Origin of the sequence: Pseudoalteromonas sp. SWYJZ98 (assembly GCF_015864495.1) — a bacterium.
GTDB classification, from domain to species: Bacteria; Pseudomonadota; Gammaproteobacteria; order Enterobacterales; family Alteromonadaceae; genus Pseudoalteromonas; species Pseudoalteromonas distincta.
The window spans coordinates 16,382-34,081 of record NZ_JADYXA010000029.1 but is presented as its reverse complement, the minus strand read 5'-3'; the positions used below and the strand labels follow the sequence as shown (position 1 = coordinate 34,081).

11 protein-coding genes are annotated in these 17,700 nt (G+C 41.4%); 8 read left to right on the top strand and 3 right to left on the bottom strand.

The features are described 5' to 3' along the window. Positions 1-61: 61 nt before the first annotated feature. From I6F10_RS14805 to I6F10_RS14775, 7 genes are all read left to right on the top strand, one after another. Entirely contained in the window at positions 62-694 is a 633-nt protein-coding gene (locus I6F10_RS14805) for a PepSY-associated TM helix domain-containing protein (protein WP_193226744.1), read from the top strand. Continuing rightward, complete coding sequence (locus tag I6F10_RS14800) at positions 694-1,203, top strand: DUF2271 domain-containing protein (RefSeq protein WP_024596098.1); 510 nt, start codon at positions 694-696, stop codon at positions 1,201-1,203. The genes I6F10_RS14805 and I6F10_RS14800 overlap by 1 nt, the downstream gene beginning before the upstream one ends. Before the next feature lie 34 nt (positions 1,204-1,237). Continuing rightward, the gene (locus I6F10_RS14795) at positions 1,238-2,083 is read left to right on the top strand and encodes a DUF4198 domain-containing protein (RefSeq protein WP_197099074.1); all 846 of its coding nucleotides are present in this window, start codon (positions 1,238-1,240) and stop codon (positions 2,081-2,083) included. Between the two features lie 282 nt (positions 2,084-2,365). Next, on the top strand, positions 2,366-4,894 hold the full coding sequence (locus tag I6F10_RS14790) for a TonB-dependent receptor (RefSeq protein ID WP_231619973.1): 2,529 nt from the start codon (positions 2,366-2,368) through the stop codon (positions 4,892-4,894). A 206-nt stretch (positions 4,895-5,100) separates the two neighbouring features. Next, complete coding sequence (locus I6F10_RS14785) at positions 5,101-5,994, top strand: hypothetical protein (RefSeq protein ID WP_197099073.1); 894 nt, start codon at positions 5,101-5,103, stop codon at positions 5,992-5,994. A gap of 383 nt (positions 5,995-6,377) precedes the next feature. Next, positions 6,378-8,774, top strand: a complete 2,397-nt coding sequence (locus I6F10_RS14780) for a PKD domain-containing protein (protein ID WP_197099072.1) — start codon at positions 6,378-6,380, stop codon at positions 8,772-8,774. A 162-nt stretch (positions 8,775-8,936) separates the two neighbouring features. Beyond that, complete coding sequence (locus tag I6F10_RS14775) at positions 8,937-10,826, top strand: monovalent cation:proton antiporter-2 (CPA2) family protein (RefSeq protein WP_197099071.1); 1,890 nt, start codon at positions 8,937-8,939, stop codon at positions 10,824-10,826. Between the two features lie 1,155 nt (positions 10,827-11,981). Here the strand turns inward: I6F10_RS14775 and I6F10_RS14770 are convergent. The 3 genes from I6F10_RS14770 to I6F10_RS14760 all read right to left on the bottom strand — a co-directional run bounded on the left by I6F10_RS14770 (position 11,982) and on the right by I6F10_RS14760 (position 16,226). Continuing rightward, a complete protein-coding gene (locus I6F10_RS14770) occupies positions 11,982-12,695 on the bottom strand; it encodes a hypothetical protein (protein ID WP_197099070.1) in 714 nt (237 codons plus the stop codon). Positions 12,696-12,834: 139 nt separating this feature from the next. After that, complete coding sequence (locus I6F10_RS14765; RefSeq protein WP_197099069.1) at positions 12,835-14,625, bottom strand: alkaline phosphatase; 1,791 nt, start codon at positions 14,623-14,625, stop codon at positions 12,835-12,837. An 11-nt stretch (positions 14,626-14,636) separates the two neighbouring features. Then, the gene (locus I6F10_RS14760; RefSeq protein ID WP_007580433.1) at positions 14,637-16,226 is read right to left on the bottom strand and encodes an alkaline phosphatase; all 1,590 of its coding nucleotides are present in this window, start codon (positions 16,224-16,226) and stop codon (positions 14,637-14,639) included. A gap of 582 nt (positions 16,227-16,808) precedes the next feature. Between I6F10_RS14760 and I6F10_RS14755 the strand changes: the two genes are divergently transcribed. Then, positions 16,809-17,558: a GntR family transcriptional regulator gene (locus I6F10_RS14755; protein WP_165743225.1), complete on the top strand. Its 750-nt coding sequence runs from the start codon at positions 16,809-16,811 to the stop codon at positions 17,556-17,558. Positions 17,559-17,700 lie beyond the last annotated feature (142 nt).

The following is a 17,700-nucleotide window of genomic DNA, read 5'->3' as shown; positions in this document are numbered from 1 at the left end:
AATTTGTAATAGCTAATGCAAATCATTATCATGTTGTAAATTTAATTTATTTACTGTTTTTATGTCGTTTATTAACAAGCGGGCTTTGTATAGCACAAGCCGTGCTCTACATATTTATATTTCTACAGCTTTGTTTTTTTTGCTTATTTTATTTTGCGTTAGCGGCATTGTGCTCAACCATATTGATTGGCTTAAAAACGATAAAAATAATGGCCAAGTAACGGCGGTAATTCCAGCAGAGCTAGTTACCAAAGCGAATGAGCAGCTAAATACGCTGCCAACGCTTTACCCTGAAATAGAAGCTTACCTAGCCGAGCAATATGCACTTACAAAAGTAAAAAGCATTGAGTGGGAAAAAGAAGACGCGCTTGTCATGCTCGACTACCCACTGCCTGCTGGGTTTGCCTACGCAGAGCTTGATTTTACAACTGGCGAGCTAAATCTTGATTACCAAACAGGTGGTTTTTTAAGCCTTATTGGCGACTTACATAAAGGCCGCCACAGCGGTGAAGTATGGAGTTGGGTAATTGATATATCTGCCATACTAATGATTTTATTTGCCATCACCGGCATGATTATTTTGTTTCAAAATAGAAAAAAACGCTTAGCAGGAATATGGATAACCGTACTAGGAGTGGCAACTCCACTGGTTATTTATTTATGTTGGGTTCCACAAATAAAAGGAGTGTCTTAATGGTTAAATTTAAATTATTTATAAGCGCCGCATTACTGCTCGTAGCTGCGTTTTTTCAAACAACGGCGCATGCAAAAACACCACAGCTAGAAGTTGAATTAACGCTTCCTGACTTAGAAGTACAACCGTATCACCGCCCATACGTTGCAGTTTGGCTTGAAACACCAGAACGCAAACACGTTACAACGCTTGCACTTTGGGTGCAAAAAGCAGAATGGTTTAAAGACTTACGCCAATGGTGGCGTAAAGCTGGTAAAAGCGATGCCAACTTTGACGGCATTAGCGGCGCAACCAAGCGCGCAGGTACTTACACCATAAATTGGCAAGGTAATGATTTAGACGGTAACCCAGTAAAACCAGGTAAATACTTACTAAATATTGAAGTTGTACGCGAAGAAGGCGGCAGAGACTACACCCGCGTTGAGCTCGATTTAACTAAATCAGGCAAACTAACAATTGATGGTAAAAACGAGTTTTCTAAAAGCTTCGTCACTGTAAGCACTAAGTAGCTGCTACTTAATCATTTGAATTTAAGGAAATACAATGAAAATTAATTTATTAAAAACGGCATTAATCGGCGCATTGAGCTTATCTGCTTTAGTGTCAACTTCAGCAAGTGCACACGGACGTTGGTTACTACCTTCGCATACATCTTTATCAGGCGATAAAGCGCATTACGTAATGATTGACGCTAGTATCTCTAACGAAATGTTTGCACCAGACAAAGCCTTTAAGCCTAAAGAAAAAGGCGCCGAGTACGACGACACATTATTAATGGCACTTGCGCCTAATGGTGAGCCAGTAAGCGACACCATTCGTGCTTATTACTTAAAGCGTAAAAGCTCAGCTGCGGTAAGCTTAACAGAGCAAGGCACTTACCACATTGCAATGACCCAAAAGCCAATGTACATGACCTTCTATAAAAACGAAGAAGGTAAGCGCAAGCGCGTATTTGGTAAAAAAACAGAAGCCGAGTTACCTAGCAATGCAAAAGATGTAACGACAACGAAGGTTGTTTCAACAGTAGATACATTTGTAAGCCGAAATGGCACCTCAAAACCTGCACAGCTAGGTTTAGGCTTAGAGCTTAGCGGTCCAACGCATCCAAACGATTTATTTGTAGGTGAACAAGCACGTTTTCAGTTACTACAAGATGGTAAATCTGCTGGTGAAGGCATTGAAGTAAGTATTTTAAAAGGTGACACTCGTTACCGTAACGAGCGTGGCGAAGTAAAAGTAACGACCGATAAAGACGGTATGTTTACAATTACGTGGAAAGAGCCAGGCCTATACCTAATCGAAACCTCTAACAAGGTTACCGTAAATGAAGAAGGCGTAGATGCAGGACGTTATGCATTATTTACAACGCTTGAAGTTGCCCCTGAATAATTTTATTCACGTAGGTTAGCACCTTATAAAGGCTGAGCACTTGCTTGGCCTTTTTACTTTTTTAATAACTTTTATCCACGCTCCCCTTGAATTCGCAACCATTCGACACAAGATTGCAACTGAAACGATCCAAACGTCTCTATCGTTCGTAAACACTGACCTTATGTGTTAACAACTTAGAATATCTTAGATAGTTTTTATCTTTGCACTAGGGTAGCCGCTTCTATATGATGCGCTCCTTCTAAAAATCAATAGTCAGCAGCCCTCAAGGGAATCAACATCATGTTAAAGCAATTATCAGCCAAAAAAGTAGCACTTAGTCTGGCCGTTACCTCTGCGCTTAGCGCGTCTTATTCACCAGCGTTTGCTGCTGAGCAAGACACACAAGCTCAAGAAAGTATTGAAGTCATTTCGGTTACTGGTACACGTAGAAGTTTACGTAGTATTGCCGAAAGTACCGTACCTGTAGATATTATTACCAGCGGTGATATGCAAAGTACGGGTCAGCTAGAAATAAGCCAAATACTAGCAAACCAAGTACCTAGCTTTAACTACCCAAGTGCCACTATGGGTGATGGTACTGACCATGCAAAACCAGCTGTTTTACGTGGTTTAGCACCCGATCACACCCTAGTGCTAATTAATGGCAAACGCCGCCATGCAGGCGCGTTATTAAACTTAGCGGGTGTTGTTGGCCGTGGCTCTACTGCTGTTGATTTAAACATGATTCCAACTTCAGCTATTAAACGTGTTGAAGTACTGCGTGACGGTGCTGCAGCGCAGTACGGCTCAGACGCCATTGCAGGCGTAATTAACATTGTACTTAAAGATGCCTCAGAAGGCGGTAGCGTAAGCGTAACGTACGGTAAATACGATACACAAATGGCTGGCGTATCTCAGCTAGAAAGCACCTACGCAGATGCAAACGGTAACCTTGCATTTAATACCGGCGGCGATAGAGAAGTAAACGACGGCGCAACACGCACTGTTAGTGCAAACTCTGGTTTTGCGTTATCTGATAACGGCTTTGTAAACGTATCTATTGAGTACCGCGATAACGACTCAACTCAACGCTCTGGCTTTGACCCGCGCCCACAATACGCCAAACTTGATGACGGCAGCTTAGACCCACGCGAGTTTACTATCGACCGTTACAACCACCGCTTTGGTAAAGCCGACCTTGAAGACTACGCTTTGTTTTACAACATGGGTTACGATTTAGATAATGGCTTAAACCTATACTCGTTTGGTAGTTACTCAAAACGCGAAGGTAATTCAGGTGGTTTTTACCGCCGTGCAAAAGACGACCGCAACGTGTTAGAAGTATACCCAGACGGCTTTTTGCCGCAAATTGAAACCGATGTACAAGATTACTCATTTGCACTAGGTTTAAAAGGCGAAACAGGCGAGTGGACTTGGGATGTAAGTACCAACTACGGCCGTAACGACTTTGGCTTTGGCGTTGTAAATAGCATTAATACATCGCTAGGTGCCGACAGCCCAACCGAATTTGACAACGGCGCACTGGTTTACGATCAGTTTTTAGTTAACGCTACGGCAAATACAGTTCTAGATTTTGGTTTACCAGATGACGTATTTTTTACCGTAGGTACTGAATACCGCCACGAAAGCTACAAAATTGAAGAAGGCGAAGAAGCGTCTTACATCACCGCACTTGACAGCGACGGCAACCCAATTGCAGCCGGTGGCGCGCAAGTACTTGCTGGTTTTGGACCAGAAAGTGCGACTGACGAAAGCCGTCATAACATCGCTTTATTTGTTGAGTTTGATACCTACTTAACAGAAAAATGGAACGTAGTTTTAGCGGGTCGTTATGAAGATTACAGCGACTTTGGTGACACATTTACTTCTAAGCTTGCTTCGCGTTACAGCATTACTGAAAACCTATCACTGCGCGGTGCAATTAGCACAGGTTTCCGTGCGCCATCTTTAGCGCAAAGCTCGTACCGCCAAATCTCTACTGTACTTGAGAACAACCAACCATTTGAAGTTGGTTTATTCCCAACCGATTCAGCCGCAGCGCAAGCACTTGGTGCGCAGCCGCTTGACGCAGAAGAATCTGTAAACGTAACAGCGGGCTTTATGTACACGCAAGGCAGCTTTAGCCTAACAGTAGATGCCTACCGCATTGATATTGATGACCGTATTGTTTTGTCTGAAAACCTAGAAGGCGATGCCGTAGTAGAAATACTGCAAAATGCTGGTGAGTTAAATACAGAAAGCGTACGTTACTTTACTAACGCAATCGACTCACGTACTCAAGGTGTTGATATTGTTGCTACTTACAACTTAGATTTAAGCGATTTAGGTGACTTACGCCTAAACGTAGCCGCTAACTTTAACGACACCGAAGTAACACACGTAAACGACAACCCAAGCGAACTTAACTCACTAGGTGACGACTACGTAGTGTTTGCACGTCGTGAAGTAGGTCGCTTTGAAGAAGGCACGCCAGATAGCAAATGGAATCTATCAGCAGTGTGGAACTTTAACGAATGGCAAACAACGCTTCGTGCCACACGTTATGGTGAAGTCGCTGATATATCAACCACAGCTGATCGCGATGAATACCTAGACCCTAAGTGGATCACCGACCTAGAAGTGGCATACCGTCCAGACGAATATTGGAAATTTGCCGTTGGTGCAAACAACTTATTCGATCAATACCCACAAGCAACTGTGGATAACATTGGTTACTCTGACTTTGGCCAAATATTCCCGTACACCCCGTATGCACCTTACGGATTAGACGGACGCTTTTTATACGGTAATATTACTTACAGCTTTTAATTAGTTCCCTAATAAAAGCTGAGCAATTATAAAAGGATGCATCGCGCATCCTTTTATATTAATAATTAGTTATTTTAACCACTTATTAGTATTTCAACTTTCATAAAAAACAACCACCCTATATAAAACAATAGCTTACATTTCGGCCTCATTTTTGCTCTATATTGTTTATATAAATACAAACAATAAATACCAAAGGACTAAACATGAGCTCATCAACACAATTAAGCATTACAAAACCACTTTCACTTGTTGGCGGCATTTTATTATTAAGTGGCTGTGTATTTCACATATCGCCAAGCGTTGCCTCAGTAAAGCAAACTCAACAGCTACCACTGCCAAGCAATAATCTTGAGTATTTAAATGTATTAAGCGGTGCAGGTAGCCTTGAAATAAAAGGCTCAAAAACGGCCACCAGCATCAGTGTTGATGCCACTATTTACACAGCCGACATTGAAGACGAATACGAACTAACGCTAGAGCAAGACGGTAAACAGGCAAAGCTTGTTGCCCAAAATAAAAGTCGTAATGGTATTAGCTTTTACAGTGGCCAATCTCCAAGTATTAATTTAGTGGTTACTGTGCCAAGTAATCTAAATTTAGATATTGATGATGGCTCTGGCGACATTTTAATAAATGCTATGCAAAGCAATATTGATGTAAAAGACGGCTCAGGAAATTTAACTATAAGCGGTGCTAAAAACCTAACTGTTGACGATGGCTCAGGTGAAGTAAACTTTGAAAACATCGCAGATAATTTAGAATTAACCGACGGCTCTGGCAGTATTCATATAAACAACGTAAGTGGCAATGCAACTATTGACGATGGTTCTGGCGAAATGCACGTGAGCAACATAACCGGTTCGCTAAACGTTGAAGATGGATCGGGTGATATAGTAATAAGCCATATTAGCGGTGCAGTTAATGTTGATGATAACTCTGGCGACCTGCTTATTGAGCATATTGGTTCAAGCGTAACAATTGAAGACGGTTCGGGTGATATTCGCGTTAATCATGCAAAGGGCCTGACTATTACTGAGTCGGGCTCGGGCGATGTAAGTATCGATAATATTAGCGGTTCAGTAAAAGTAGCTGACTAACTTTATTTAACCTGAACTCTGGTTAAGAGATGTACTACCATATTGAATCATCATGATATTTAAATTTATTTTCTCTAGCCAGAGGTTTTCAGTGAAAACAAGGCGAATTTACGCGTCAATAGCTGGCCTATTGCAAGTAAATTCAACGCAGTTAGCGCTGAAAATAGCTGCTCGAGATAGATTTATTATCCAGAGTTCAGGTTATTTAACTACCATTTTATATACTTTATGCCCTCTCAATCTGGGCATAAAGCACTCCCCTCAAAGTATAAGTTATTTAAAAGCAACACTGTTTCGCGTTAACTCTTTCCTAAAATAATGAAAGTTTACTTATTTGATTTATTTTTTTTGCTTTATAGCTAATTTAGGTACATATTAATATTATGAAATGGAAGTTATTAATTTTAATTACTGCTTTATTCACCCTCGTAGCTTGTGGCTCTGGAGGTTCAGACTCCAAAACAGTAACTAAACCGCTCAGCACTAACACAAAGCCTATTGCGGTTATTACCACCGAGCAATCGGGGTTTAAAGTAAATACCACCCTCGTTTTTAGCGCAGCACAAAGTAGTGACCCCGATGGCGATGCACTCACCTATCAATGGCAATTAACCAGCAAAAATGCGCAAGTAGAAATACCGATTACGGTTAATAATGAAAGTACCGTTGAGTTTTCAGTATCTGAAGCACAAGAGTACCAATTAGTATTAACCGTGAATGACGGCAAGCTTTCAAGCACACCTGCACAAAAACAATTCACCGTTACTGCAAATACCCAACTAATTGCTAACGCAGGTAGCACACAAACCGTTAAACAAGGTGATGTTGTGCTTTTAAATGGCGCGCAAAGTAGCACAACCAGCGGCGCCATTAATCAATACAAATGGCAATTTATTACCAAGCCCGTAGCAAGTAATGCAACGCTTGAAAATGCGACTCAAGTAAAAAGCCAGTTTGTTGCAGACGAAATAGGCGAGTTTAAAGTTGAGCTTACCGTTACTAATTCACAAGGTGATACAGCAAGCACTGTCGTACTCATAAAAAGTGAATCGCTTAATTCTAACTCATCACCACAAGCGGTTATTAACGTAGAAAATAAAACAATTGCCCCAAATGAAGTTGTTACACTTTATGGTAACCAAAGCACTGATCCCGATAAAAACGATACGCTTAGTTATGCGTGGGCAATTACATCAAAACCCCAGGGCAGCACGCCGGCTCTTTCAAACATGCAAAATCATACCGCTGGATTTTCAGCGTCAACAGCTGGAGATTACTCGCTTTCACTCACTGTTACCGATCAACAAAGCGAAAGTGATACCGCATCAGTTATTTTAACTGTTACCACAAGTAATAAAGCCCCAGTTGCAACACTTGAATCCGAACGTGATATTACGTTAAACGAATCAACCACTTTGCAGTGCCAACAATGTAGCGACCCAGACGGAGATACGCTGAGTTATAACTGGCAGTTACAAGCCAAGCCTTTAAATAGTACATCACAACTAACTAACAACACATCAGCAACGCCCTCTATTGTTGCCGATAAAGAAGGCGACTACGTTGTAAGGCTTACAGTGTCTGATGGGCAATTAAGTTCAAACCAAGCAACCTCAGCACTGCATGCCAGTAGCAATAAAAAGCCTGTTACTTTGGTAACTTATGAAACCTCTATAACGGTTGATGAACAAGTTTTACTTGATGCCTCAACTAGTTACGATCCAGAAGGCCAGCCACTAAGTTACCAATGGGAAATCATTTCGTCGCAAGGCCAAGCAACGCTTAGCAGTAATACAATATCAAAACCAACGTTTAGCGCATCAGTAGAGGGGCAAGTTGTTATTTCGTTACGCACTAACGATGGCGTGCAGTTCTCTGACACAAAAACCCTAACAATTGATGTAATACAAAACGCATTGCCAGTAATTAGCTTCACGGGGGAGCAATCACGCTACGATGTAGTGGGCAATGCAGTTAAATTTGATGTAAGCCAAAGTTACGACCCAGAAGGAACCACTCTCGATTACGCTTGGACACTATCAGCCCCATCAGGCTCGAGCACCAGCTTAAGCAATGCAAACCAAAGTATTACCGAATTTATCGCCGATATGACAGGTAGTTACACGCTAACCGTTATAGCAACTGATGCTGATGGCTTTTCAAAAAGTGTGCAATTTTCAATTACAGTAACTAACTCTGCACAACTTACCGGTCGTATTAAAGGGCAACTCACTAATGTGCAAAAAGCGGCTATAAGCAATGCACAGCTAACAATTAATGGACAGCAGTACAGCACCAATACAAATGGCTTTTTTGATGAAGAGGTTAATTTAGCGCAAGGTGAAAAAATAACGATAACAACAGCAGATCAAAGGATTGCAGCAGGGGAATACAACTCTGTAGCTATTACGCAAGGCAACTTTACTGTGGATATAGGCCAAAATAGCATGCCCGTTTTACAAGCTGTTGAGGTTTCGGTATTTGTGTGTGCTGAGTTTTCAGGCCCCGACACAGTTAACCTACGCTTTAACATGGTAGATACACTTTTAGCGTCAGATAGCTTTCAATTTAGCTTTGATCAAACAAAACCACTTACTTTGCAAAAAAGCGGAAGTACTTACCTCGATAGCGAATTGGATATCGACCTACCTGCATCTGCCGAATTTGAAGTAACAGCAATTGAAACAAACGTTGAAAATACAATCAGCTCAAACATTACTATTTACCATTCTGATTCAGGCCAACCAAGCTCAGCAATTATAAGTATTTGTAATATTTAGCCCCCAAATAAGCCCTTCAACATAAAGTGCTATTTTTAGCCCAGTAGTTATAACCATTAGTGTTATAGCTACTGTAAATAAGCAACTTTGAGCCATATAATCCATTGTATTTTATAAGCAGCTAAGCCATTCTAAAAGCCTTGATGTTATTAGGATAAACGCGTGTTAGAAATTGCTTTAATTTACTTAGCAGCAGCCATTGTAGCTGTCCCTATTGCAAAACGAGTCGGACTTGGCTCAGTGTTAGGTTATTTAATTGCCGGTATACTCATTGGCCCTTATGCGCTGGGTGTTGTGGGCGATCAAACAGATGTAATGCACTTCGCTGAATTTGGCGTAGTAATGATGCTGTTTTTAGTGGGCCTTGAGCTACAACCTTCGCGTTTATGGACATTACGCCACTCTATTTTAGGGCTTGGCGGCTTACAGGTTGTGTTATCGGCAGCGGCTATATTTGCATTTTGTTATTGGTTTTTTGCCATGCATTGGCAAACCGCACTCGCCATTGGTTTAATGCTCGCGCTCTCCTCTACCGCTATTGTACTGCAAAGCCTTGAAGAAAAAGGTTGGCTAAAGCAAGAAGCCGGACAAAACGCTTTTTCGGTATTGCTGTTTCAAGACATCGCAATTATCCCTATTTTAGCCCTATTGCCACTGCTCGCATTTGCCCCGCAAACTAGCACAAAAGAAATCAGCGATTCGATTATTGCAAGCTGGCCTGTATGGCAACAAGTATGTGTATCGGTTGCGGTTATTGCCGCTATTATTGCCGGCGGTAAATATGTATCGGCGCCGTTATTTAGATACATTGCCCAAACGCACATGCGTGAAATATTTACTATTTTTGCACTGTTTTTAGTGGTCGCTATTGCACTGGTTATGCAAAGTATTGGTTTATCGCCTGCATTGGGAACTTTTTTAGCAGGCGTTGTACTTGCCGAGAGTGAATTTAGACACGAATTAGAAGCCGATATAGAACCCTTTAAAGGCTTACTTTTAGGACTGTTTTTTATAACTGTTGGCGCATCAATTAACTTTGAACTGCTATTTAACGAGTTTAGTACTGTTATTGGCTTAGTGGTTTTACTTATTGTAGTTAAAGCCTGCATTTTATTTGCCCTTGCCGTTACCTGTAAAATTAACAGTAAACAGCAGTTATTATTTGCCTTAGCGCTTGCCCAAGGGGGTGAGTTTGCCTTTGTACTTTTAAGCGTAACCACCACCTTAAGTATTTTAACGCCCGAGCAAACCAGCCTTGTTACCTTAGTTGTAGCGGTATCAATGCTAATAGCGCCGTTACTACTTATGGTTGATGAGCAAATACAAAAACGCAGCAGCAGTGCTCCGCCTGAGTTTGATAAGCCAGAGCAAATTAACACCGCTAAGCACGTAATTATTGCGGGCTACGGACGTTTTGGCCAAATTATGGGGCGTTTACTGCACGCGCAAGGCTACGAAATTACCGTACTTGATCACAGCCCTAGCCAAATAGAATTACTACGCCGTTTTGGCAATACTGTATTTTATGGCGATGCCGCACGCCAAGAACTCCTTGAAGCCGCAGGCGCGCACACCGCGCAAATGCTGGTAATTGCAATTGATAACCCCGATAAAACTATCGAGATAATTAAGCTCGCGCATAAAAACTACCCGCAGTTAAAAATTGTTGCTCGCGCAATCGACCGCCGCCATGCGTATCAGTTACTTAATTTAAAAGTAGATGCGTTTAACCGCGAAACAGTCGACTCAGCTATTAACCTTGCCGTAGAAGCACTCGAGTTACTAGGTAACACTAAGCAAGATGCAGAGCGTGCTGGTAAGCTGTTTAGAGACCACGACCGCGCTGCGGTTGTGCAACTTGCCGAGCTGTGGGGCGACGACGCCAGCTACGGCGTAGCCGTGCGCCAACGCATGGAAGATTTAAAACAAGTTCTGCAACAAGATAAACAAGCACAAAGCGATTTAAATACCTGCGACAGCGGTGATTGCGAAGACGGCTTAACAGAGCTAGCTGATAGACCCAAAAAGCCTGATGATTCTCATTTGGAGTAGTGTTAAGGCTTTTATATTTGTGCTGTTGGCAATAGCTTGCAGCACATAAACTTGAGATATGATTGCTAAACGCTCTATTAAGCCTGTAGCTGGCACTGCGACGAACATTCAATCCCTAAATAATTTTTAATAATATTTTTGTTTTTTGGATCATTTTTCCAACGACGATAACCTCTTAAGAAGCTTTCAACATCAGTATTTTCACCGAATGTGTTATTATTTTTTTTCTGAGCATTCTAGTAAGTATTGTTCCGCAACAACCTTCAATGATTCCTTCTTATCTGTAACCAATTTTAATTCAAAATCCATATACTTAGTAATCTTAGACACGTTTATACAATGCTCAAACTGATTATTTTTCCCGAAGAAATCTTCAGATAAATTAGTTTTCCCTCCGCTAATCATATGAGCTCGAAAACAACTTGCGACAATAATTAATAACTCGGGGGGTGGATAAAACCCAGATTCTATGAAGTATAAAAAGCTGTTTAATAGATTACTTTCTACTAGTTCACACTCAATTACATTATGTAATGAGTTTTCTCTAGCATATTCCAGCTATGTTCAAGCTTTGCGTAGTATGGAAACTCATTATGTTTATAAGAAGCTTTTAAAATTTCTCTCACTTCCACTACATCTTCAAGATGTATTTTTATAAGCGCCTGCAAAAAAAACTTTCCCTTTCACTAATTCAGTCAACTCATCAATATCCATTTTTTCACCCTAATTTAAACACTAATAAAACAAGACAAATACAAACAGTAACCGTTGAAACATTCTCAACTCTCACTACGCTTAGTAGTTTCATAATCAACTTTTCCATAACTAAATAACCTCTTTATATAGGATTAGTTTCCATTATATCGTCCTTTTAAAGAAGCAAAGAGCCATTAACTCAAGCTAATATCATTAATGAATGAGACTCTAGCTTTATTACAAAGAGGCTTTAAATCTTGGTCGCGTACCGATATTAAGTAACGTCTGTTTTATCAAAAAAGAACCGCCGTCGATATGTTAACTTTGAAAATACGAAAAAAGGTATTTGATTAGGTTATATCTGTGGCAGGAATTTAGGGTAGCTCTTTCAGTGTTACATTTAGCTCATAGCCTTTCATTCTTTCAGCTATGAGCTACTACATTTAAAAATGCTAAAATCTAGTGATGGTGCCCGCCTTGAATAGCCTCGCCCTGCTGGTTATAAAAGCCAGTTGCACTGTGCTCTATAAAACCAAGGTTTATCATTTTAGCTAAAAATGGGTCGCCTTCGTTATCGCCAATGTCGGCGTAATCGGTGGTTTGAAAGCGATCCCACTGTGCAAATTGAGCAGTAATTAATGGCACATCAGTGCTTACATTGTTAAGGCTTAGCAAGGTAGTTGTTTGGCTTTTTTTATTACTAATGCTAAATGTTTTAACTAATTTTGAATGCGTAATAAAGGCAAGGTAAAAGTCGTTGCCATTTTCGCTCAGTGTATAGTTTTTTACTTCACCGCAGCCTGTGCCTTGTGTGCTTAATAAGGTCATTTTTTCGATTAAGTGGTTATCCACCAGCTGACTTTTAGCACTCCAATTTTGTACGCCGCGTACTTCAGATGGTTGGTATTCAATGCCGCGTTGCTGGGCATTAAAGTAACGTATTGGGCGTATTTGATTATTGGCTAAGTGCTGCCAAAGCTCGGTTATTACTTCACTTTGATGCGCTACTTGCTGGTTGTTTCGCCAAAGGGTAAGTGACTCGCTACTTTGCTGCGCTTTATGGCTGTTGGTAATTTTATAATCCGCTTTTAAATGCTTGGCATCAATATCACATTGCGAGGCAAAGCTACTTGTACTTACAAGCGTGGCAATTATTAATAACGCTTTTTTCATTTAGCTATCTCTTATTTATATTTCAAGTTTATGGCAATAACATAACGATTATAAATGTCAGTTTAATGACAAAAACCCCGCAAAGTGTGCGGGGTTTTTTATTTAGATATATTTAACTAAATTTATAACTAGCCGGTATTTATTGCGCTAGTTTTTCGTCTGCTGTTTTTACAAAGTCAGCGGCAAAGTCCATTACATGGAACAAAAAGCTTTGCTCGTTTGTGCCTGTTACTAAGTGTGCACCTGGTCCCATTGCATAAACGCCTACGTCTTCACCTGCATGTGTTTCTGAGCCCATTGGTACCAGTGCTTCTTGATGAAAACCAGGTGTTGTTGTATCAACATCAGTTAAATCAACACGCCCTGTAACAGGTACAAAGGCGTAACCTGCATCGGCATCGGTCTCGCTACCTAGGTTTCTAAAGCCACCACCATTGGTGTAACCAACCGTTGTATAAGGCATATCGTCGGCAGCTAAGCTTGGCTCAGTAGCGCCTACTGCAACCACTTTACCTAAAATTGGGTTGCCGCGTTTAGGGTAACCGGCAATGGTAAATACATGGCTGTGATCGGCAGTTACAACTATTAATGTTTCTTCTGGGTTGGTGTTTTCCATCGCCACTTTAACGGCTTTAGCAAGCTCAATAGTGTCGTTTAACGCGTTATAAGCGTTACCCGCATGATGCGCGTGGTCAATTCGACCCGACTCAACCGTTAAGAAAAAACCTTGCTCGTTGTTATCAAGCACATTTATTGCTTTTTCGGTCATTTGTGAAAGCGAAGGCTCGCCTGCTACATCGTTTGCGCGGTCAGCTTCGTACTGCATGTGGGACTCGTTAAATAACCCAAACACTTTAGTGGCGTCGTCACTTATTGCATCAAAACCGGTTTGATCCATTACGTAAGTGCCATTTGGATATTGCGTTTTCCACTCTGCGGTTAAGTCGCGGTTATCTGTTCGATCCCCTTCAACAGCACTTACTGCATCGGCTGAATTAAACGCGGCATCTTTTGGTAAAAAGTGACGACGACCGCCGCCCATAACTACGTCAATACCGTCTATATCAACACCACTAAAGCGTGCTTCTAAGTTGGCTTCAAAGTTAACCAGTTGCGATGCAATGTCTTCACACGTTGCAGCACTTTCTGGCATATCGGAGATATCTTCCCAGTTACGCTCTGCCGATTTAGCATACGTTGCAGCTGGTGTTGCGTGAGTAATACGCGCTGTAGAAATAATCCCTGTTGCTTTACCTGCAATTTCAGCAAGCTCTAACGAGGAAACAAGTTCGTGCCCTTTGCCTGATGCACAATTACCACGTTCAACCGCTTCATCAATACCAATAACGCCTGCATCGGTTTTAACGCCCGATGCCATTGCGGTCATAGTGCCTGCCGAATCTGGCGTTTGCGCATCTACGTTGTATGTTTTTACAAAGCCCGAAAAAGGCATAGTTTCAAAGCTTAACTGATGATCTTCACCCATTTCGCCCTCTAACTGACCCGCTAAAATACGTGCTGCGGTTATGGTAGAAATACCCATACCATCGCCCACAAATAAAATTACGTTTTTAGCTTTGCCTGATTCAGTAACAATGTTGCTACTGGCTGTTTGTGCAGCACCTAATTTTGTTTGTGCTTCACTAAACCAAGTATTACTAGTGAGTGAGGCTAACTGCTCGGTAGTTAACGACGTTGCAGGTGCATTACACACTAAATTAGTTGAGTTAACTTCGTCGCTATCTAGCACGTCGTTATTATTGGTATCTGCGCCTACTTGCGTCTCTACACCGCCATTAATACACTGCTCAGAGCCCACTGCAATAGCGTTATCTACTGCGATAATATTGTTTTCATTTTTGTTATCGTCACTCGAGCAACCTGCTAGCGCGACCATTACTGCCAAAGAAAGTACCGTTAATTTGTTCATGTTAGCCGCCATTATTGCTGAGTTAGTTCAAGAGCTTGATTAATTAGATGAAACACTACGTTTTGTTCAATTACGCCTTGTGCTAGCTGAGCACCAGGACCTTTAGCATGCAAAGATATGTCTTCACCTGCGTGTGTTTCTGACCCCATTGGTACGGTTGCTTCTTGGTGAAAACCTGGGGTTGTTGTATCAACCCCATTTAGCTCAACACGCCCTGCTACAGCAGCACTTGTGTAACTTGCATCAGCATCAGTCTCGTCGCCTAGATTTCTAAAACCTAAGCCATTTGCGTAACCGACTGTGGTGTACGGCATATCGTCGGCGGCTAGGCTTGGAGTAGTTGCACCTACTGCAACTACTTGACCTAAAATTGGATTACCACGCTTAGGGTAGCCTGCAATAGTAAATACATGGCTGTGATCGGCGGTTACTAAAATAAGGGTTTCTTCTGGGTTGGTGTTATCTACCGCTGCTTGCACGGCTTTAGCAAACTCAATGGTGTCGTTAAGCGCGTTGTATGCATTACCCGCGTGGTGCGCGTGGTCAATTCTTCCCGACTCAACCGTTAAGAAAAATCCATTATCGTTTTTACCAAGCACTTCAATTGCTTTAGTGGTCATATCGGTAAGTGAAGGCTCGCCCGCTACATCGTTTGCGCGGTCAGCTTCGTATTGCATATGGGATTCGTTAAATAAACCAAATACTTTAGTGGCGTCATCTGCTATTGCATCAAAGCCTGTTTGATCCATTACGTACGTAGCATCTGGGTATTGTGTTTGCCACTCAGTTACTAAGTTGCGCTCGTCAGTGCGGTCGCCTTCTATAGCACTTACTGCATCTGTTGAGTTAGCTGTTTCGTCTTTTGGTAAAAAGTGACGACGACCGCCACCCATTACAAAATCAAGACCGTCTACGTCGGTCCCTACAAATCGTGCTTCTAGGTTTTTTTCAAAGTTAACCAGTTGCGATGCAATGTCTTCACAGCCACCTGTTACTGCATCTTCTGGCATATCGGATACGTCTTCCCAGTTACGGTCAGCCGATTTAGCATATGTGGCAGCAGGGGTAGCATGAGTAATACGTGCTGTAGAAATAATACCGGTAGATAGCCCTTTAATTTCAGCCAATTCAGTTGCGGTTATTAGCTCGTTACCAGCTACTGTTGAACACACGCCGCGTTCAATATCTTCATCTACACCAATAACGCCCACATCGGTTTTCACACCCGAAATAATAGCCGTCATCGTGCCTGCTGAATCGGGAGTTTGCGCATCTACGTTATACGTTTTAACTTGTGCAGAATATGGGAACTCTTCAAAGCTTAAATAACCTTCTTCGCCAGATTGGTTATTACGCTGCCCTTGCAAAATGCGCGCGGCGGTAAGAGTAGAAATACCCATGCCATCGCCCACAAATAAAATGACATTTTTAGCTTTAGTGGCTTGTGTAGCCTGCGCTTGTGCTGTTTTTGTTGTTAGTTTAGTTTGCGCAGCGCTATACCAGCTGCTGTCTTTTTGGCTTTGCGGTAGTACATCAGCATGGCTAACTGCGCTAAACGCAAATGTTAGCGCGATTGCCGCAGCGACTTTTTTAATTTTCATCCGTAATTCCCATTGTTTAGTGGTTATTTTTTGAAATGTGTAAACACAAAAAAGATCAACCGCTGCACTATAGAAAACAGATGTGACTGATAAAGGTAATTTTGATGAAAGTAAGATGACTAAACTATTACAAAAATAAGTCACAAAAAAAGCGCAACGTGTTAAACGTTGCGCTTTTAAGGGAAATTATTGAGGGAGTTATTTAAAATCTGGCGAAAATGCTATATCTAACCCAGAGCCCCTGTACATGAAACCACTACTACCTTTGCCGGAGAGTTAAATTCGTCAACTTCAGCTTTAGTGTAAGTGGTATCACCGGTACTACGGGTAAATTTAATCGAGTAATTGTATTTATAACACTGAAAAACAAGTGGCAAACCCAGTGAACAAACAATCCTTCAAGTAATGTGGTTACTCCACCTGAGATTAAAATGAATGAGGACGATTTTTAAACATAATATGCAGTTTGCCTCAATAAGAAATTACTGCGGTAGCTCACGTTTAATCAAGAAACGCAAATATGCGTAAAAGGCTTCACCTATGATATAACTACAAGTGGATTAAATTTAATGGTAAATAACAATGAGTAACTCTATGTTTGATCACAAATTAAGTAGCCCAAGCTTGGATTTTCAACCACTCTACTTACAAGTGTCTGATAGTATAAAACAACTCATTGTTAAACGGCATTGGTTGCCCGGCGAGGCTTTACCAAGCGAATTTCGCCTTGCTGAAGAATTTAACGTAAGCCAAGGTACTGTTCGTAAAGCGCTTAATTTATTAACCGACAATAAAATAGTAACTCGTCGCCAAGGCGTTGGTACATTTGTATCTGAGCATACCTCGCAAGATGCCTTATTCAGGTTTTTTCCTTTACAAGCCGACGGTAAAAGTGACAACTCACCAAAGGCAGAACTGCTATCGGTTGAGCTTTGTGCAGCGCCTGCTGAAGCTATAAAGGCTTTGCAGCTAAATAAAAAAGACAAGGTTACTAAGCTAGTTCGCAGACGTACTCTCGATAACGAATTTTGCATGAGCGAAACTATATACCTACCGCAAAGCTACTTTCCTGATATACATAAAAGTAGTGATATACCGCACACTCTATATCATTACTATCAGAGTAAATTTAACCAAACGGTACACAAAACCCAAGACAGTATTAAAGCCGTACTTGCTACAATAGATGATGCAAAAATGCTTGCTATAAAAGCAGGCGATCCACTGCTGTTAGTATCGCGCATTACCGAATCAATCGAAGGTAAGCGTATTGAATACCGCCTAAGTAAATGCCGTAGCGATCACTATCATTACCAAATTGAGCTCGACTAGTTAAACGTACTTAAACTACTAATTAGCAATCTTAGCGCACAACCTTTAAATATTTTTTAAAGATAGCAAGCCTTACCTTGATGGCTTTCCACCCACTAATCAGCCGCTTTGCTGTAAACGCAGCATGATTCACTTATTACAT